This is a genomic window from Streptomyces sp. NBC_01003 (genome assembly GCF_045162695.1).
Classification (GTDB): domain Bacteria; phylum Actinomycetota; class Actinomycetes; order Streptomycetales; family Streptomycetaceae; genus Streptomyces.
The window spans coordinates 6,324,561-6,342,890 of the sequence record NZ_CP108707.1 but is presented as its reverse complement, the minus strand read 5'-3'; the positions used below and the strand labels follow the sequence as shown (position 1 = coordinate 6,342,890).

Genomic DNA, 18,330 nt, shown 5'->3' with positions numbered 1-18,330 from the left:
TCAGAAGTGGAGACCTCGGCGGCGGATCAGCCGTACTGGGCCATGACGTTGATGAGTATGCCGATGGTCACGACGATGACGACGAGGCCGAAGATCATGCCGAACGCGTCCTTGCCGGGACTCGGCTCCGACGCGGTGGCCTTGTCGGGCTGCTGGACCGTGTAGTAGACGACCGCCTCGTCACCGACGGCCCGGCTCGGCGGCCCACCGGACTCCTTGAACCGGATCGCGCGCCGGTCGGCGGTGGTGAAGTCGTACTCGTGCCACTGGATCCGCCGGGCGATGTTGTTGACCACCTGGACCGTCACATAGGCCCGGACGACCCGCGCCCGCGCGGTCAGCCCACTCTGCCAGGCGGCCTGGCGCTCGTTGCTCCTGCGGACGATCGCGTAGCCGGCCCAGATCAGGACGAGGATCAGGACCGGGAAGAGTATGTGGAAGACGGCATCCATGGGGGCCTCGGGTCAGAAGGGCATCTCGGCGGCGACGACCACGAAGAATACGCAGAAGGCGACGACGAGACCGAGGAAGCCCAGCAGGAACACCATGCCCGCCGCGGCTCGCACCGGGGCCGGTGCCTGCGCCGTGGCACGGTCGGGGCGGTCGGCGGTGTAGTACACCATCACGACATCGCCCTGCACGGTGGTCGCGGGTCCGTTGGCCTCCTCGAATCTGACGGGGCGTCCGTCACCGGCCGTGAACTCGTAGACGTGGTGCTGTGTGGTGCTCCGGAAGCCGTCGTCGTCACGCCTCGTCGAGGTGAACGCGCGCAGGCAGCGGGCCTCTGCGGTCAGGCCGCTCGCCCATGCCCTTCTGATCTGCATCGAGCGGCGCGTCAGCGCGACCGCCATGAAGATCGCCACCGACGCGATGAACACGGGCACGATCAAGAACAACACCTGCATGGCCATCCCCCGATACCACGTTCCGTGCACGCCGCCCCGGTCGGAACGGCGTGCACGGAACGTACCCGCGCGAGGGTCCCGGGAGCCTCAAGACAGGCTCAGAACTGAACGTCCGAGCACGCGTAGAACGCGTTGGCCGTGTCCGCGATCGTCCACACCGCGAGGACCACGTGGTGGCCGCTCTTGCCGGAGGGCAGGGTGCCGGTGTGCGAGAGCGTGGCCGGGGGCTGCCCGCTGAACGGCACGGTCAGGAACGGCGCGGTGTCCAGGTCGGCCCTGGTCAGCGGCTTGCTGTCGTCCCAGCCGTTCTTGGTGATGTAGTAGCGGAAGTCCGTGGTGGAGTGCCGCGCGGTGAACTGCCAGCGGAAGGTCTGACTTGCCCCCGCGGTGACCTTGGTCGTCGGCCAGGCGGTGCCATTGGGGGCCTTCGCGCCGTTGAGGGCGCCGAACTCTCCGTGGTTGGCGGAGCAGATCGTCCCGTCGGCGGGGCCTGCGGCAGGGAAGCCCTTGGGGCCCTCGACGCTCTGCGGCTCCCACTGGATGTTGCCGCATCCGGTGACGGTGCCGTCGGCGCAGAGTTTCTGCCGGCTGATGGGGAGGTCGGTGTAGCCGTGGCTGCTCGCGCCGCCCGACGAGAGCACGAAGGCCCCGGCGGTGGTGAGGCCGAGCAGGGCCGCGTACATCTTCTTTCGCATGCTGCCGCTCCTGGAGAACGTGGGGGAGTTCCGGTGAGCCGTGCGCACAGCGCTAGATCAGGTCTAGACCAGACCCCAGATTATTGCCGGGAGTTGAACATGTCCATACCAATAGTGGAGAGGATCCTGTCGCATCTCCCCCGGGAGGTCTCGACCAGCTCCCCGTTCGGCGTGTCATTTCCGGCCACCCACGCGTGGGCCCCCTCCGCGCCCCGCCCGCCCGCCAACTGCCGCTCCACAAGCCGCACTTGACGCACTCTTGGCGGAGCCTCGACATACCAGCACCGCGCCATCAGCTCCCGCGCCTCCCGCCAGCCCGGCAGGTCGCACGCCAGATAGTTCCCCTCGGTCACGACGAGCCGCGCCGCCGGCGACACCACGTGCCGCGCCGCGACGGGCTCGTGCAGCGTGCGGTCGTAATCGGGTACGTAGATGTCCGCGGCGGTGTCGTCGAGGACCCGGCGCAGCAGCGCCACGTACCCCCGCACGTCGAAGCTCGGCTCGGAGCCCTTGCGGTCGGTCAGCCCGAGGCGCTCCAACTGGGCGTTGGCCAGATGGAATCCGTCGAGCGGCAAATACGCGGCCTGCTCGCCGATCCGCTCCACGAGGGCCCGCGCGAGCGTGGACTTCCCGGCGCCGGGCGGGCCCGCGATCCCCAGCAGGACACGCGGGCCCGACGCGGTGAGCTTCCAGGCTTCGGCCGTCAGTCTCGAGATCCCCATGGGCGGGGACTCTACGACCCGTCGCCGCCCCGGCCGGTGTAGAAGGCCACCGTCAGATCCTTGACCAGCGCCTTGCGTTCGTAGTCGTCCAACTCGACCAGACCGCGCGTCGTCAGCCGCGTCACCGTGTCCTCGACGGAGTCGACCACGGACGTGAGCACGCTGTCGCGGTGCTGCGCGTCGAGCGCCGCGATCCGGCGGCGCTGCATCGCGGCGGCGACCTCGGGCGCGTATTCGATCCTGGTCGGCTGCGCCGAGAACACCTCGATGCCGACGGGCGCCGCGTCTGCGGCGAGCTGCCGGGTGAGCGCGTCGCCGACGGCCTCGGCGTTGCGCAGGGTCGGGGCGTCCTGGTGGATGGGGGTCCCCCCGGCGTTGGCCGGGGGAGCGTCGACAGGGAACTGCGAGAGCACCCGTGCCATCGCCGCCTCCACGCACTCGCGCAGATACTCCTGGTGGTTCTCGACGGCGAGCGCGGCGCGCGCGGCGTCCTTGATGCGCCACACGACGAGGACGACGACGCGCAGGGCGACCCCGTTCGCGTCGACCGCGGACATCGCCTCACTGCGCCAGTGCCGCAGGCGTACGTCGGTACGACGGCACTGGAGCAGGGGGTTCACCCACATCAGGCCGGTGCGGCGGACGGTTCCGCGGTAGCGGCCGAAGAGGGTGAGCACCCACGCCGTGCCGGTCTGGCCGCGCGCGAGACCGCCGAACCCGAACAGGGCGAGAGCGAAGCCCGCGACCGCCGCCCACTGGACGGGCCCGGGCGGCGCGCCCGCGGGAGCGGGCAGCGCCGTGATGTGCGGCAGCACCCCGCCCCACCACAGCGACACTCCGCCGCCCGCCGCGCCCACCAGGCCGCCGAGGACTCCGAGCGATCCGGGCAGCGTGCGTCCGGGGCGCTCGACGAGCTCCGGGTCGACGACCGGCTCCGGGCGCGAGGGCGGTCGCGGCGGCATCCGGCGCGGTACGCGCGGCTCCTTGCCGCTGCTCTGCCTGCGCGCGACAATGGCCGGCGGCAGCGGCACCGAGACGGCCTCGGACCCGTCCCGGTAGAGCAGATGGACCGGGATCTCCGTGGTGGACTCGCTGTGGATCAGCCGGGTGGGGTGGCCGCCGGACGTCTCGGTCCCCGGCTCGTCGAAACCCGCGGCGGGGAAGCCCTCGGGCACCCCGTGACCGTCCCGCGCATCGCCGCCGTCGGCCTCCGCGGGCAGCTCGGGCCCCTCCGGCCGCTCCGTCGTCGTACTCATCCTTGCCTCCGTGCTGGATCCGTACATCCGCGATGACCTCCGGCCTGGCGGGGCCGGAGGGTTCGGGGCATGCGGCGAGGCGAGTCGCCGCGCACCCCCGGGGCCGCGTGCGGCCGGCGGTGCCTCACGCCCCGCCGGCGGCCGGCCGGTGGGCGATCACGAGAAGAGCCGTCGCCAGGTCTCGGGCCCCGGGTAGCCGTCGGCCGCGCCGCCGCGCCAGCCCTGGGACCGCTGGAACGCCTCGACGCCCCGCCGGTCGCCCTCGCCCCAGCGGGGCCCCGGGCCCTTCGTGTAGTTCTTGCCGAACCCCTTCTTCACGAGTTGCCTGCCGAGCTGGGTGACGTATGCGTTGCTCGCGCCCGGCCGGAACATGCCGCGCCCGGGATAGTGCGGCACCTTGGACGGGGCGGAGCCGAGGCCGGAAGCGCCGGTGGTGGGCGGGATGTCCTTGCCCTTGCCGCCGACGAGATAGGCCCAGGTCTTGGGGCCGGGCAGGCCGTCGGCTTCCGTGCCGGTCCAGCCCTGCGCGCGCTGGAACGCCTGCGTGGCGAGCCGGTCGGCCTCACCCCAGCGCGGCCCGGGCCCGGTCCTGTAGAACCGGCTGCCGCCCCGGTCGACAAGCATCTTCCCGAGCCGCGTGACGTTCGCGCTGTCCGTCCCGGGACCGAACGACTTGAGGCCCGGGAACTCCGTCGACGCCGAACCGCCGACCGCGATCTTCTCCTGCTTCAGCCCCTTGTAGCGATAGGGCACATAGCGGGACGAGTTGCTCCAGTAGGCATAGGGCGTGGACTGCTTGCGGGTGCGGGGCGGCGTCTGCTCGTACGCGATGTAGTAGGTGTGCGTGTAGTCGGTCCAGCCGCCGAAGATGACGACGTGCGAGCCCTTCTGAGGGTCCGACGGATTATGGAAGAGCAGCATGTCACCGGGCTGGAGCTGCTCGCGCGTGATGCGCGTCCCGAATTTGTTGAGACTCCCGGTCCATTCGTTGCTGCCGAGCTTCCACACCATGGAGACGAAGCCGGAGCAGTCCTGCCGGTAGCCGTCGCTCCAGAACTTGACCATGCTGTACGGCACCTTGGCGGTGATCCAGAGCTTGGCCCGGTTGATGATCGCCGCGCGGGTCGTGGCCGGCAGTCCGGTCACCTGCCCCGGAGGCGCGGCCGGGCTGCCCGCCGGTCCGTGCAGCGGGCCCGTACCGCCCTGCGGGGTCGGGGGCTCGTCCGAGGACGGCAGCCCCGGCCTGGCCGGTCCGTGGGCGGCCGCGACGGCGGGCACCGTGTGCGCGCCGCCGATGACCGTGCCGGCCGCGGCGGCGAGGACGAGGGCGCGCCGGGCGCCGTGGGCGGCGGGGTGGCCGCCGAGCCCGATCGTCAGCGACGACGCGGAGCTCCCGGCGGCACGCCGCCAGTGAAGGCACCCCGGGCAGTCACAGTCGCTCACAGGATCGAATTCCTCGAACACCGGAGCTTCCATGCGATTCCCCTCACACTCCAGAATGAAATGTCCAACTATCAGTACAAACGGAAGCCTCTCAACTCTCCGGTGATATCGCATGTTGACGATCCAAATGATGCACTTAACGGACAAATGGGGTGATAGGGACGGGCGTGGTGGTCCGGAGCACCTCAGGGATTCGGGTAGAGTTCTCCAGGTCAGCAGGCGCCGCTAGCTCAGTTGGTTAGAGCAGCTGACTCTTAATCAGCGGGTCCGGGGTTCGAGTCCCTGGCGGCGCACAGACACGGTGAATGCCCTCCACGCGAGTGGGGGGCATTCGCTATTTACCGGCCCGCCCCGACTCAGCGAAGGCGGCTGGGGGTCCGGGGGGCACCCCCCGAGAAGACACAGCATCAGCGGGTCCGGGGTTCGAGTCCCCGACGGCGCACAGACACAGCGAATGCCCTCCACGCGAGTGGGGGGGCATTCACTCATTGCCGGACCCTCCGCGTAAGCGGGAGTCTTTCTGCTGTTCGGGGGGCGTACGGACGCCGTTCCTGCCGATAACGTGGGGCCATGGCGCGCGACCTCCAGGAGCGGATCAAAAAGCTCATCATCGACCGGCGGCTTCCCTCCGGTGCCTCCCTGCCCACCGAGCCCGAGTTGATGGAGCTCCTCGGCGTCAGCCGGAACTCCGTGCGCGAGGCGCTCAAGGCTCTCCAGGCGATGGGCATCGTGGAGATCCGGCACGGCTTCGGCACGTACGTCGGGCCGATGTCCATGGCCCCCATGATCGAGGGGCTCACCTTCCGCACCGTCGCCGGGCACTACCGCGGCGAGGACAGCCTGCTCCAGCTCCTCGAACTGCGCGAGGCCGTCGAGACCGGCCTCATCGCGCGCCTCGCCGGCCGCGTCCCCGACACCGACCTCGCCGAACTGGACGCCCTCGTCGACCGCATGGACACCGAGGCCGCAGCCGACGGCGCCGTGAGCCCGGGCACCGACCGCGCCTTCCACGCAACGCTCTACCGCGGCCTCGGGAACCCGCTGCTCGGCGAGGTCATGGAGGCGTTCTGGGACGCCTTCCACCGCGTGCGCACCGACCTCGTCGCCATCCCGCACGACCCGAAGGTCACCGGACTCCAGCACCGCGAGATCGTCGACGCGGTGCGCTCCGGCGACCCGCTGCGGGCGGAGCGCGCCATAAGGGAGCACTTCGGCGACATCCGCGCCCGGCTGAGCACCCCGGCGGACACCCGCGGCGACCGCCCCGCGAGCAACACCTGAGCACCCCGGGCACCCCCGGCGAGCAACACCTGAGCACCCCGGCAAGCAGCCCCGCGGGCACCCCCGGCGAACGCTCCGGCGCGCGCCCGATGCGTAACACCTGAGCCCCCGGCGCGCGCCCCGTGGGCAACGTCGGCGCGCCCCATCCGCCCCAACAGGCGCACCAAATCTCGCGTATGACCGGTAAACAGCTTGTTTCGCTTCGTATCGCCCTTGCGATCATGATGAGGTGCGTAGAACCCTGTCCTGGAGCAATTGGCTCCGATGAGGCAGGCGGTACACGGCAGTTGGGGCCGGCACTCGGCCGGCGCCGGTTGCGCTCGATTCAGGGGTGGGGGCCCCGTTCATGAAGCGATGCCGAGGGGGGCATCATGCAACCGGAAGGTCGTCGTCTCAGTCTTAGACGGGGGATGGTGGCCTGCCACTGACACGTCCGGCAAGGTCGAGGGGGACCGAACCGGACGGATGACCGACGACCACGCAGTGACTTGCGTGCGGGGGGAATGACTCATGACGTCGACGCCGACGGGCGCCCGGCAGAACTTCGATCCGTCCCAGACCACCCAGCTACGCGTGCCGCCGCATCGCACCGGCGGCTTCCGGCGCATCAAGAAGACACTGCCGCGCTACGACTACGAGCACTACAGCCGGCTCGCGGGCCCGCTGACCCAGCCCGAACCCGGCAAGCCGTACAAGGTGCAGTACCGCTCGCTGCTCTCGCAGGAGCCGCACCGGCTGCGGGCCGCGCTGATGCTGGGCGCCGCGCCGCTGCTCTCCCTCGTGCTGCTCTTCTGGCTGCTCCAGCCCGAGCACTGGACACAGCGGGACTACCCGGCGTACGACTTCCTGCCCGCGCTCGACGTCGTGATGCTGGTGTCGATCGGCCTGATCGAGTTCTTCCGCTGCATGAACGTGCTGTCGAACGCGCACGCCACGCTCGTCGCCCGTGACCCGATCCCGGTGGTGCCCGAGACCGGCACGAGAGTCGCGTTCCTGACCTCGTTCGTGCCCGGCAAGGAGCCGATCGAGATGGTCACGAAGACCCTGGAGGCGGCGGTCAAGCTGCGCCACCGGGGCCTGCTGCACATCTGGCTCCTCGACGAGGGCGACGACCCCGAGGTGAAGGCGGTCTGCGAGCGCCTCGGCGTGCACCACTTCTCCCGCAAGGGCGTCGCGCGGTGGAACCAGGCCAAGGGCCCGCACCGCGCCAAGACCAAGCACGGCAACTACAACGCCTGGCTGGACGCGCACGGCGACGACTACGACTACTTCGCCTCCGTCGACACCGACCATGTGCCGCTGCCCAACTACCTGGAGCGGATGCTCGGCTTCTTCCGCGACCCGGACGTCGGCTTCGTCATCGGCCCCCAGGTGTACGGCAACTACGACAACTTCGTCACCAAGGCCGCCGAGTCGCAGCAGTTCCTCTTCCACGCTCTGATCCAGCGCGCGGGCAACGCCTACGGCGCCCCGATGTTCGTCGGCACGTCGAACGCGGTCCGTATCAAGACCCTCAAGCAGATCGGCGGTCTGTACGACTCGATCACCGAGGACATGGCGACCGGTTTCGAGATCCACCGCGCCAAGAACCCGGCCACCGGCAGGAAGTGGCGGTCCGTGTACACGCCGGACGTGCTCGCCGTCGGTGAGGGCCCGAGCGCCTGGACGGACTTCTTCACGCAGCAGATGCGCTGGTCGCGTGGCACGTACGAGACCATCCTCAAGCAGTACTGGAAGGGCTTCTTCTCGCTCCCGCCGAGCAAGCTCTTCAACTACACGATGATGATCATCTTCTACCCGATGTCCGCCATGAACTGGATTCTGGCGGCGCTGAGTTGCGCCCTGTTCCTCGGTCTCGGCGCGTCCGGCGTGAACATCGACCCGACGATCTGGCTGATGCTGTACGGCAACGCATCGGCGCTGCAGATCGGCCTCTACATCTGGAACCGCCGGCACAACGTCTCGCCGCACGAGCCCGAGGGCTCCGGCGGTGTGGCCGGCATGGTGATGTCCGCGCTGTCCGCGCCGCTGTACGCGAAGGCCCTGTTCGACGCGGTGCTGCGCCGCAAGAGCAAGTTCGTCGTCACGCCCAAGGGCGACTCGGCCAGCCCCGACCGGTGGTTCGGCACCTTCCGGTACCACTGGTACTTCATCCTCGTCTTCGCCGGGTCGATCGCCGCCGGCTTCGTGTACGGGCACTCGCACCCGGCGATGATCACTTGGGCCTGCTTCGCCCTGCTGATCACGGCGCTGCCGATGTTCGCCTGGCGGTACATGCTGCGCCAGGACAGGAAGAAGCCGAAGCCGCCCGCCGCCGAGACGTCCGAGCCGCCGCATCCGCAGCCGCACAGCGTGCCGCAGCAGAAGCCCGCATGGGCCGCAGGCGGGGGCAACGACCAGACCATGCAGATTTCCCTGGGGGGACGTAACAAGTGAAAGACGGTGCCAGCCGCCGCCGTGCCCGACGCATAGCCATCGGCTCGGTGGTGGTGCTAGCGCTTGCCGGGATGAACGGGCCGTGGCTCTACCGGTTCGGGTCGGCCAAGTACCACGACTACAAGATCAACAAGCCCGAGTACAAGGCCGAGAACGGCAAGTGGGACATCGTCGAGTTCCCCGAGGAGTACCGGCAGAACACCATCCACGCCGCCCTGCTGCACACGGGCAAGATCCTGCTCGTGGCCGGCTCCGGGAACAACCAGGACAACTTCGACGCGAAGAAGTTCGACACCCGGCTGTGGGACCCGGTGAAGGGGACGATCAAGAAGATCCCCACGCCCACCGACCTGTTCTGCACGGGCCACACCCAGCTGGCCAACGGCAATCTGCTCATCGCGGGCGGCACCAAGAGCTACGAGAAGCTCAAGGGCGACGTCACCAAGGCCGGCGGCCTGATGATCGTCCACAACGAGGACCCGGACGAGCCGAAGACGATCCCCAAGGGATCCAGATTCACCGGCAAGGAGAACGGCAAGACCTTCGTCACCAGCGAGAACATCACCATCGAGCGGGCGAAGAAGGTCTTCGACCCCAATACGGGCAAGTTCCTGCGCAACGACCCGGGCATCCGCCGGGTCTACGTCGAGGCGCAGAAGAGCGGCACGAAGTACGAGACGGGCACGCAGGACAACTACCGCGTGCAGGGCCTCAAGGGCGCCGACGCGCGCAACGTCTACGGCATCGCGCAGAAGCTCGCCCTCGACAAGAAGGACTTCCAGGGGATCAGGGACAGCTACGAGTTCGACCCGGTCGCCGAGAAGTACATCAAGGTCGACCCGATGAACGAGGCGCGCTGGTACCCGACGCTGACCACGCTCTCGGACGGCAAGGTCCTCTCGGTCTCCGGGCTCGACGACATCGGCCAGCTCGTCCCCGGCAAGAACGAGACGTACGACCCGAAGACCAGGAAGTGGACGTACACCAAGGGGATCCGCCAGTTCCCGACCTACCCGGCCCTCTTCCAGATGGAGAACGGGAAGATCTTCTACTCGGGCGCCAACGCGGGCTACGGGCCCGACAACGTCGGCCGCACGCCCGGCATCTGGGACCTCGAGACCAACAAGTTCCGGAAGATCCCCGGGCTGAGCGACCCGAAGCTGATGGAGACCGCCGGCACGGTCGAGCTGCCCCCCGCGCAGGACCAGCGCTACATGGTGGTCGGCGGTGGCGGGGTCGGCGAGTCCAAGGAGTCGAGCCGCAGGACGCGGATCGTCGACCTGAAGGCCAAGGACCCGAAGTTCGTCGACGGCCCCGAGCTGGAGAAGGGCACGCGCTACCCGCAGTCCTCCACCCTCCCCGACGACACGGTCCTGGTGTCCGGCGGCTCGGAGGACTACCGCGGCCGAGGCGACTCGAACATTCACCAGGCGCGGCTGTACGACGTGAAGACCAACACGTTCAAGCGCGTCGCCGACCCGCTCGTCGGCCGCAACTACCACTCGGGCTCGATCCTGCTGCCCGACGGCCGCGTGATGTTCTTCGGCTCGGACTCGCTCTACGCCGACAAGGCGAACACCAAGCCCGGCGTCTTCGAGCAGCGCATCGAGATCTACACGCCGCCGTATCTCTACCAGGACTCGCGGCCGACGCTCAGCGGCGGCACGAAGACCGTCGCGCGCGGCGGCACGGCGACGTACAGGTCGGACCACGCGACGGCGATCAGGACGGCCCGGCTGATCAGGCCGAGCGCGTCCACGCACGTCACGGACGTCGACCAGACGTCGATCGCCCTCGACCTGAAGAAGTCGAAGGACAGCGTCACGGTGACCGTCCCCAATGACAGCAGCCTGGTCGAGTCGGGCTGGTACATGCTGTTCGTGACGGACGATCAGGGCACGCCCAGCAAGGCGCAGTGGGTGCACGTGCCGTAGGGGAACGTACGTAAGGGGGTGCGGGCCGAAGCCCCGCACCCCCTTTCTGCTTTCCCGCCGGCCCTACTTACTGGCCTTGGCGAGCCCGATCGCGTACTCCGGCCACCAGGCGCCCGCCTTCGGACCGCCCTTGCAGTCGCCGTCCGACTCGCCGGGCCGCTTGACCCACAGGTACGCCTTGACCAGGGGGTCGCCGGTCTTGGTGCCGGGCTCCTCGCCCAGCGCACGGCCGGGCGGGTTGCACCAGCGCTGGTCCGGATCGCCGCCCGTGTAGGGCCCGTTCCCGTTGCGGCTGGTGTCGATGACGAACGGCTTGTTGCCGACCTTCGCCGAGAGCTCCTTGCCGTACTTCACGGAGTCCTCGGTGGTGTAGAAGTTCGACACGTTGACCGAGAAGCCGTCGGCCTGGTCGATGCCGGACCACTGGAGCGGCTGGAAGATCTGGTCCGGCTTGCCCCAGCCGGCGTTCCCCGCGTCGAGGTAAACCGTCGTGTTCTTCAGGGACTTGAGCTTGCCGACGGCGCCCTTGAGGAGGTCGTACCGCTCCTCGTGGAACTCCTCCGGCGTGCAGTTGTCCACCATGTGCTGCACGGCGTCCGGCTCCAGGATCACCGTCGCGTGCCGGTCGCCGATGCCCTTGGCGACACTGTCGATGAACGCCCGGTACTGGTTCCCGTCGGCCGCGCCGCCCTTGGAGAACTGGCCGCAGTCGCGGTGCGGGATGTTGTAGAGCACGAGCAGGGCGTCCCGGTCCGCCTTGTCGGCCGCCTCGGTGTAGCCCCGGGCCTGGTCCTCCGCGTTCTCCGGGAGGATCCACTCGCCGCTCGGCTGCTCGGCTATCTTCCGGATCTGCTCGGCGTCGTCCTTCTTGCCGGACTTCTCGTAGGCGGCGACCTGCTTGGCTGCGCTGCCGTCCGGGTTGACCCAGTACGGGTCGGACCCCTTCGGCTGCTGTTTCACGGGTGACGGTGAGCCGTTCTTGTCCTTGCCGTCCCCGGAGGAACAACCGGACACCAGCAGCGCCGCCCCCACGGCCGCCGCTCCCGCCCTCACCCCCCAGGCGCCGACACCGCGTACGCGGCCTGCGTCCTTGCGGTACATCCACTCCCCCTTGGGTGCCCTGTACGACTCTCAATCCTGGCATACGGGCCACCGCGACCACGAGGGCGGACAGGGTTCGTCAAATACCTGTTACAGCCCCCGCGTTCGGTGTTCACCAGGTGAGCGAGCGCATCCGGACTTGGCATCAAACAGCCTCTAGGCCACGTCGCCCATCCGCTCTACAGTCGTCGTGAGCGGCCCGAGCCCCCGCCGGCACCACCTCTCCGAGAGGGCAGGTCTCTCTCCCGACCTCCCGCGCCGACGCCGGGTTACTCCCGCAGCCCGAGCGCGCGCGGTCGAGGACCAGCCCGGCCGGCGGCTCCCCCGGGGGGAGCGGGTCGCCGGCCGGGCCAGGTTGTCAGCGCTGCCGGCGTTGTTGTCGTTGTTGTCGTTGTCAGCTCGCGGCCGCGGGCGCGTTGGTCACTCCGGTGAGGTACGCGGACACGACCACGTTGGCGGTATAGGTGTGCGACGCCCGGTCGAAGGAGCCGCCGCACGTGATCAGCCGCAGCTCGGCCCGGCCGGACTGCCGCTGCCCGTACGCCTTTTTCGCGTCGAACCGCGCGCGGCTGAAGACCTGCACGTCGTCGACGGTGAACTCGGCGACGGAGCCGTCGTCCCGCCCTACGCGCACCTTGTCGCCCGGCTTGGCCGAGCTGAGGTGGTAGAAAACGGCGGGCCGGGTGTCCGTGTCGACGTGCCCGACGAGCAGGGCCGTGCCGCGCTCGCCCGGCTTCGCGCCGCCGCCGTACCAGCCGACGACGCCTGCCTCGGAGAAAGGCGGCGGGTCTATCGCGCCGGCCCCGTCGAGGCCGCTGACCGTCACCGGCGCCTCGATCTTCAGTGCGGAGACGTCGATGCTCTGCGGCTTCGCGCCGGACATCGACATCGGCTTGTGCGCGGGCGGCAGTTCGATGCCGAGCGGCCGTCCCACTGCCGCCGCGTCGCCGGTCGTGGGCGCGGACAGGCCGTGGAAATCGGTGACTTCGCGGCCCCACACCCACAGGCCGAGCAACAGTACGGCCCAGGCCACTCCGGTCACGAGCCGCCCGTTGCCATGAGGTCGTTCGCCGTCAGCCATGATCGGCCCCGCTCACTCGGAGCGGCGCCGGCGGGCGCTGCGGAAGGCCACGGCCACAGCCGCGACCGCCGCGAGCACCAGGCCGATCACCACGTGCCGGGTGCTGGGGCCCTCCCCGCGCGCACCGTAGGCGATCTCGGTGGTGTGGGCCGCGGTGAGCTGCGCGGTCCCGCCGCCGCCCGCGTGCACGGGCGCGGTGGGGGTCGGTGTGGGCCGGCCCGGCTGCAGGACCTGGACGCTGCCCCTGACCTTGCCGTCGGCGCCGTCGCAGGTGACTTTGACCTCGTAGACCCCGGGCGTCGCTGACGAGCGGATGCGTGCCCGCGTCGTCAGGGCGGGCCGGTCGGCGGACCGGGCGAGGTCGCCGGGCGTCTCGAAGGCGTCCGAGTAGACCTTGCCCTTGGAATCATTGCAACCGGAGACCCTGAGGTCGACCTGGGTCCCCGGGGCGGGGGCGTACGGGGTGACGGTTATGGAACCGGTGGATCCGTCGGATTCCCCGCCCTCCGCGTGGGCGGCGGCGACGGGCAGTGTCACCAGAACGGCTGCCGCCCCTATGGCACGGAGAGCGAACATCTCTCTACGCATTGTGAACCTCCTGTATTGGAAGGGTCACGCGCGCAGGCCCGATCCGCATCCCGGGGCCGCCGGAAAAGGCCGCCCCGGGAGCGGAATCAGACGAGTTCGACCAGGTCAGCGATGGAATCGACGACCTCGGAAGGCCGGAAGGGATAACGGTCGACGTCGGCCCTGCCGGTCAGCCCGGTCAGGACGAGGAAGGTCTTCATCCCGGCCTCCAGGCCCGCGAGGACGTCGGTGTCCATGCGGTCGCCGATCATGGCGCTGCTCTCCGAGTGCGCTCCGATCGCGTTCAGGCCGGTGCGCATCATCAGCGGGTTCGGCTTGCCGGCGAAGTAGGGCTGCTTGCCGGTCGCCTTGGTGATCAGCGCGGCGACGGCGCCGGTGGCGGGCAGCGGGCCCTCGGTGGAGGGGCCGGTCTCGTCCGGGTTGGTGCAGATGAAGCGGGCGCCGTTGTTGATCAGGCGGACGGCCTTCGTCATGGCCTCGAACGAGTAGGTGCGCGTTTCTCCGAGAACCACGTAGTCCGGGTCGTGGTCGGTGAGGACGTACCCGATGTCGTGCAGCGCCGTCGTCAGGCCGGCCTCGCCGATGACGTACGCCGTGCCGCCGGGGCGCTGGTCGTCGAGGAACTTGGCGGTGGCCAGCGCCGACGTCCAGATGTTCTCGACCGGCACCTCCAGGCCCATGCGGGTCAGCCGGGCCTGGAGGTCGCGGGCGGTGTAGATCGAGTTGTTCGTCAGCACCAGGAAGGGCTTGCCCGACTCACGGAGCTTCTTGACGAAGGCATCGGCGCCGGGGATCGGCACGCCCTCGTGGATGAGCACACCGTCCATGTCGGTGAGCCACGATTCGATGGGCTTGCGCTCTGCCATGTGCCGGTCTCCTGCCATACAAGAAAACACTGGGGTCAAGAAATAGCTGGGGCGCCGGGACCACTCTGTGCCGACGGCCCCCAGCCTAATCAGGACGTGCTGATCTTGACCCCGTCGAGCCTGCGTGAGCGGCGGCAGGTCAGCTGCCGGTCGCCGACTTCCAGTCCTCCACGTACGTCTGGAGGTTCTTGTCGATGTCGTTCCAGTCGGGCTCGAAGATCTCGACGCCGTCCATCACCTTGGAGAGGGCGATGGCGTTCTCGTCGGTGGCCTTGACGTCCTTGCGCGCGGAGAAGCCGCCGCCGATGGAGCTGACCTGCTGCTGCGCCTTGGTGGACAGCATGAAGTCGAGGAGCTTCTTGCCGTTCTCGCTGTGCGGGGCGTTCTTCACGAGGCCGCCGGCGTAGGGCAGGGCGAACGAGGTCGGCTTGCCGCCGGCCTTCTTCGGGAACCACAGGCCGAGGTTCGGCATGGTCTTGGACTGCGCGAAGCTCATCTGCACATCGCCGTTGGCGACGAGGAGTTCACCCTTGTCGACCTTGGGGGCGAGCTTGCCGGTGGAGGCGGACGGACCGACGTTGTTGGCCTGGAGCTTCTTCAGGTAGTCCATGGCGGGCTTCTTGCCGCCGAAGTCGTGCATGGCCTTGACGACAACAGCGGTGCCGTCGCCGGCGACGCCGGGCGTGGAGTACTGGAGCTTGTTCTTGTACTTGCCGTCGAGCAGCTCGTCCCACGTGGTGGGCGCCGTCTTCAGGTCCTTCTTGTTGTAGATGAAGCCGAAGTAGTTGTTGACGACGGAGGTCCAGGTGCCGTCGGCGGCCTTGTCGGCCCCGTCGACCTGGTCGGCGCCCTGGGGCGTGTACTTCTCCAGGAGGCCCTTGCCGTCGGCCTGCTGGATGAACGGCGGGAGCGTCACGATGACGTCGGCCTGGGTGTTCGACTTCTCGCGGGCGGCGCGCTGCACCATCTCGCCGGAGCCGCCCTCGACGTACTCGACCTTGATGCCGGTCTTCTTCGTGAAGTCCTTGAAGACCTGGTCGTACCAGCCGTCGCCGTTCTCGCCCTTGAGGCCGTCCGCGCTGTACACGGTGACGGACTTCTCGTCGGAGGCGGCGGAGTTGCCGCCGCAGGCGGAGAGGGTGGCGGCGAGGGCGAGGCTTCCGGTGACGGCGGCGATCGGCTTGAGCATGTTTCTGCGCATGGCGAGGTGAACTCCTTGCAGCGATGTGGGTATTGGGGTCAGCGGTAAGAGGCTTTGGTGCGGATCCGCGAGACGAGCAGCAGGACGAGCAGCGTCGTCGCCATGAGGATCACGGAGATCGCCGATCCGGTGAACAGGGAGCCGCGGTCGGTGATCGCGTAGATCTGCACGGGCAGCGGCATCCAGTCGGGCGGGTAGAGCATCATCGTGGCGCTCAGCTCGCCCATGGACAGGGCGAAGCAGAGTCCCGCGGCCGCGTTCAGCGACGGCAGCAGGAGGGGCAGCTTGACCTTCCACAGGACGTACGAGGGGCGGGCGCCGAGTGACGCTGCGGCCTGTTCGTACGCGGGGTCAAGTCGTACGATCGCGGCCGAAACCGACTGATAGGCGAACGCCGTGACAAGAATCGTGTGCGCCAGGATGACGATCCAGCGGGTGCCGTTGAGCACCATCGGCGGCTTGGAGAACGCGACGAGCACGGCGAGGCCGACCACGACGGACGGTACGGCGACCGGCAGCATGAACAGGGCGTCGAGGACCCTGCGCCCGCCCTTCTTCAGCGCGGCGGCCGCGAGCGCGGCCCAGGTGCCGATCAGGAGGGCGAGGAGGCTGGCGCTGACGGCGGTGACCAGGCTGGTGGTCAGCGCCTGGAGGGACGCGCCGCTGGTGGCGGCCTGGTAGTGGCCACCGGTGAATCCGGTCGGAAACGCGCTCGACCAGTTCGTGGCGAACGACGCGGCGACGATGACGAGCAGCGGCAGCGCGAACAGAGGCAGGAAGAGGGCGAAGAAGAGGACCCAGGTGGCCCACTTGCCCTTACGGCTATGCACCAGCACGGCGGCTCACCACCCGGTAGAGGCCGTAGAGGCCCACGGAGATCAGGACGTTGACGACGGCGACCACGCACGCGCCCGGGTAGTCGGACTCGAGGATCGCCTTGCTGTACACGAGCATCGGGAGCGTGGTGACGCCCTTGGCGCCGGTGAAGAGCACGATGCCGAACTCGTTGAGGCACATGACGAGGACGAGGCTGCCGCCGGCGGCGAGCGCGGGCAGCGCCTCGGGCAGGATGACCTGCCGCACGATGCGGGCGGGCTTCGCGCCCAGGGAGGACGCCACCTCCAGCTGCGCCGTCTCGATCTGCGAGAACGCGGCGAGCAGGGGCCGCATCACGAACGGTGTGAAGTACGTGATCTCGGCGAGGAGCACGCCCCACGGGGTGGTGAGGAACTGGAAGGGCCCGGAGGCGGCGCCCGTGACGTCCGTCCACAGTCCGTTGGCCATGCCCACGGAGCCGTACACGAAGAGCAGCGCGAGGGTGATGAGGAAGGACGGGAAGGAGAGGAACACGTCGATGAACTTGGCGACGGCCTTCCCGCCGGGGAACGGGACGAACGCGATGACGAGCGCGAGCGCGAACCCGAGCACGAGGCATCCGACGGTCGCCCCGACCGCCAGCCACACCGTCGTCCCGAGTGCCTCCCGGAACGCGGACGACGCGAAGACGTCGGCGTACGGCTTGAGGGAGGTGCCGCCGGTGTCGGGCTGCACGGACTGCTGCACGACGAGGGCGAGCGGGTAGAGGAACACGAGGGCGAGTACGGCGACGGGCGGCAGCGCCCACACCCACTTCGGCGTCCCCCTGCGGGGCTTCGTGGCCTTGCTCACCGGCGTGCTCAGCGTGGCGCTAGCCATCCTTGCTCACCCCGGCCGAGAGCAGCACCGCGTCCTCGGGTGCGAAGTGCACGGTGACCTCGTCGCCGAGCGCGGGCGGGGTGCGCAGTTCGCGCAGGTCGGCCTTGAGCCGGTGCCCGTCCACGTCGACGTACAGGCGGTGGGTGGAGCCGCGCCACTGGACCTCGGACACGGAGCCGGTGAGGGCGTTGGGCCCGTCGCCGAGTCCGACGAGGTGGGGGCGCACGCACAGCGTGGCGGACACCCCGGAGGCGACGTCGCCGGTGGGCACCTTCAGCTGGGCGCCGGCGAAGGACACCGACCCCGAACCCACCTGTACGGGAAGGAGGTTGGCGTTGCCCACGAAGGACGCGGTGAACTCGGTGCGGGGCCTGCGGTACAGCTCCTGCGGCGTCCCGCAGTCCTGGAGCCGCGCCTTGTCCATGACCGCGATCCGGTCGGCGAGGGTGAGCGCCTCGACCTGGTCGTGGGTGACGTAGAGGATCGACACGTCGGGCAGCTCGCGGTGGAGTCTGGCCAGTTCGGCCAGCATGCCGGAGCGCAGCTGCGCGTCGAGCGCGGACAGCGGCTCGTCGAGCAGGAGCACCCCGGGCCGGATGGCGAGGGCCCGCGCGATGGCCACCCGCTGCTGCTGTCCGCCGGACAGCTCGCGCGGGTAGCGCTTCGCGTAGGACGCCATGCCGGTCATCTCGAGGGCCTCGGTGACCCGGGCGGGGATCTCGGCCTTGGCGACCTTCTGGGCCTTCAGGCCGAAGGCGACGTTGTCCTCCACGCGCAGGTGCGGGAACAGGGCGTACTGCTGGACGACCATGCCGATGCCGCGCCGGTGGGGCGGCAGGTCCGTGACGTCGCGGTCGCCGATCAGGACGCGGCCCGACGCGGGCCGCACGAATCCGGCGACGGCACGCAGGGCCGTCGTCTTGCCGGAGCCCGACGGGCCGAGCAGCGCCATGACCTCGCCGGGCTCGACCGTCAGGTCGAGGGAGTGGAGGACGGTGTTCGCGCCGTAGGCGACGGACACCTTGTCGAAGCGGATGCCGCTGGCCATCAGCTCTCAGCTCCCAGGGGCACGGCGGGTATGGGGTCGGTCTTCTCTCTCACGGCGGCCACGCTCCTCGGGGCGGAT

General features: G+C 69.3%; 17 protein-coding genes and 1 tRNA gene. 4 read left to right on the top strand and 14 right to left on the bottom strand.

Translation table 11 applies throughout. The features are described from left to right. Positions 1-26: 26 nt before the first annotated feature. The 6 genes from OG698_RS28985 to OG698_RS28960 all read right to left on the bottom strand — a co-directional run bounded on the left by OG698_RS28985 (position 27) and on the right by OG698_RS28960 (position 5,054). On the bottom strand, positions 27-452 hold the full coding sequence (locus OG698_RS28985; protein WP_406106467.1) for a DUF3592 domain-containing protein: 426 nt from the start codon (positions 450-452) through the stop codon (positions 27-29). 12 nt (positions 453-464) lie between these two features. Next, on the bottom strand, positions 465-905 hold the full coding sequence (locus OG698_RS28980) for a DUF3592 domain-containing protein (RefSeq protein ID WP_399973613.1): 441 nt from the start codon (positions 903-905) through the stop codon (positions 465-467). Between the two features lie 98 nt (positions 906-1,003). Next, positions 1,004-1,600 carry a lytic polysaccharide monooxygenase gene (locus tag OG698_RS28975; RefSeq protein WP_406106465.1) on the bottom strand — a complete coding sequence of 199 codons (597 nt, stop codon included), beginning with the start codon at positions 1,598-1,600 and terminating at the stop codon, positions 1,004-1,006. 80 nt (positions 1,601-1,680) lie between these two features. Continuing rightward, the gene (locus tag OG698_RS28970; protein ID WP_406106463.1) at positions 1,681-2,322 is read right to left on the bottom strand and encodes a nucleoside/nucleotide kinase family protein; all 642 of its coding nucleotides are present in this window, start codon (positions 2,320-2,322) and stop codon (positions 1,681-1,683) included. Positions 2,323-2,333: 11 nt separating this feature from the next. Next, the gene (locus tag OG698_RS28965) at positions 2,334-3,578 is read right to left on the bottom strand and encodes an SPFH domain-containing protein (protein ID WP_406106462.1); all 1,245 of its coding nucleotides are present in this window, start codon (positions 3,576-3,578) and stop codon (positions 2,334-2,336) included. Positions 3,579-3,734: 156 nt separating this feature from the next. After that, positions 3,735-5,054 carry a peptidoglycan-binding protein gene (locus tag OG698_RS28960; RefSeq protein ID WP_406106460.1) on the bottom strand — a complete coding sequence of 440 codons (1,320 nt, stop codon included), beginning with the start codon at positions 5,052-5,054 and terminating at the stop codon, positions 3,735-3,737. Between the two features lie 186 nt (positions 5,055-5,240). Here OG698_RS28960 and OG698_RS28955 point away from each other — a divergent pair. From OG698_RS28955 to OG698_RS28940, 4 genes are all read left to right on the top strand, one after another. Then, positions 5,241-5,314, top strand: a tRNA-Lys gene (locus OG698_RS28955). A 277-nt stretch (positions 5,315-5,591) separates the two neighbouring features. Continuing rightward, on the top strand, positions 5,592-6,302 hold the full coding sequence (locus OG698_RS28950) for a FadR/GntR family transcriptional regulator (protein ID WP_406106458.1): 711 nt from the start codon (positions 5,592-5,594) through the stop codon (positions 6,300-6,302). A gap of 510 nt (positions 6,303-6,812) precedes the next feature. After that, positions 6,813-8,738 (top strand): glycosyltransferase family 2 protein, encoded by a 1,926-nt coding sequence (locus OG698_RS28945; protein ID WP_406106457.1) that lies wholly within the window; start codon positions 6,813-6,815, stop codon positions 8,736-8,738. Further along, positions 8,735-10,672, top strand: a complete 1,938-nt coding sequence (locus OG698_RS28940) for a galactose oxidase-like domain-containing protein (RefSeq protein ID WP_406106455.1) — start codon at positions 8,735-8,737, stop codon at positions 10,670-10,672. The genes OG698_RS28945 and OG698_RS28940 overlap by 4 nt, the downstream gene beginning before the upstream one ends. Before the next feature lie 63 nt (positions 10,673-10,735). Here the strand turns inward: OG698_RS28940 and OG698_RS28935 are convergent, their stop codons facing one another. The 8 genes from OG698_RS28935 to OG698_RS28900 form a co-directional block, all read right to left on the bottom strand. Next, positions 10,736-11,773 (bottom strand): glycoside hydrolase family 6 protein, encoded by a 1,038-nt coding sequence (locus OG698_RS28935; RefSeq protein WP_406106453.1) that lies wholly within the window; start codon positions 11,771-11,773, stop codon positions 10,736-10,738. 394 nt (positions 11,774-12,167) lie between these two features. Next, positions 12,168-12,854, bottom strand: coding sequence for a class F sortase (locus OG698_RS28930; protein ID WP_406106451.1), 687 nt, complete (start codon positions 12,852-12,854; stop codon positions 12,168-12,170). Between the two features lie 12 nt (positions 12,855-12,866). After that, complete coding sequence (locus OG698_RS28925) at positions 12,867-13,430, bottom strand: hypothetical protein (protein ID WP_406106450.1); 564 nt, start codon at positions 13,428-13,430, stop codon at positions 12,867-12,869. Between the two features lie 98 nt (positions 13,431-13,528). Continuing rightward, positions 13,529-14,308 carry an HAD-IIA family hydrolase gene (locus tag OG698_RS28920; RefSeq protein ID WP_406106449.1) on the bottom strand — a complete coding sequence of 260 codons (780 nt, stop codon included), beginning with the start codon at positions 14,306-14,308 and terminating at the stop codon, positions 13,529-13,531. A 139-nt stretch (positions 14,309-14,447) separates the two neighbouring features. After that, the gene (locus OG698_RS28915) at positions 14,448-15,509 is read right to left on the bottom strand and encodes a 2-aminoethylphosphonate ABC transporter substrate-binding protein (protein WP_406106448.1); all 1,062 of its coding nucleotides are present in this window, start codon (positions 15,507-15,509) and stop codon (positions 14,448-14,450) included. Between the two features lie 38 nt (positions 15,510-15,547). Beyond that, positions 15,548-16,345, bottom strand: a complete 798-nt coding sequence (locus OG698_RS28910) for an ABC transporter permease (RefSeq protein WP_406106447.1) — start codon at positions 16,343-16,345, stop codon at positions 15,548-15,550. Further along, complete coding sequence (locus tag OG698_RS28905) at positions 16,332-17,204, bottom strand: 2-aminoethylphosphonate ABC transporter permease subunit (RefSeq protein WP_406106445.1); 873 nt, start codon at positions 17,202-17,204, stop codon at positions 16,332-16,334. The genes OG698_RS28910 and OG698_RS28905 overlap by 14 nt, the downstream gene beginning before the upstream one ends. After that, complete coding sequence (locus OG698_RS28900; protein ID WP_266563860.1) at positions 17,197-18,252, bottom strand: ABC transporter ATP-binding protein; 1,056 nt, start codon at positions 18,250-18,252, stop codon at positions 17,197-17,199. The genes OG698_RS28905 and OG698_RS28900 overlap by 8 nt, the downstream gene beginning before the upstream one ends. Positions 18,253-18,330: the final 78 nt, after the last annotated feature.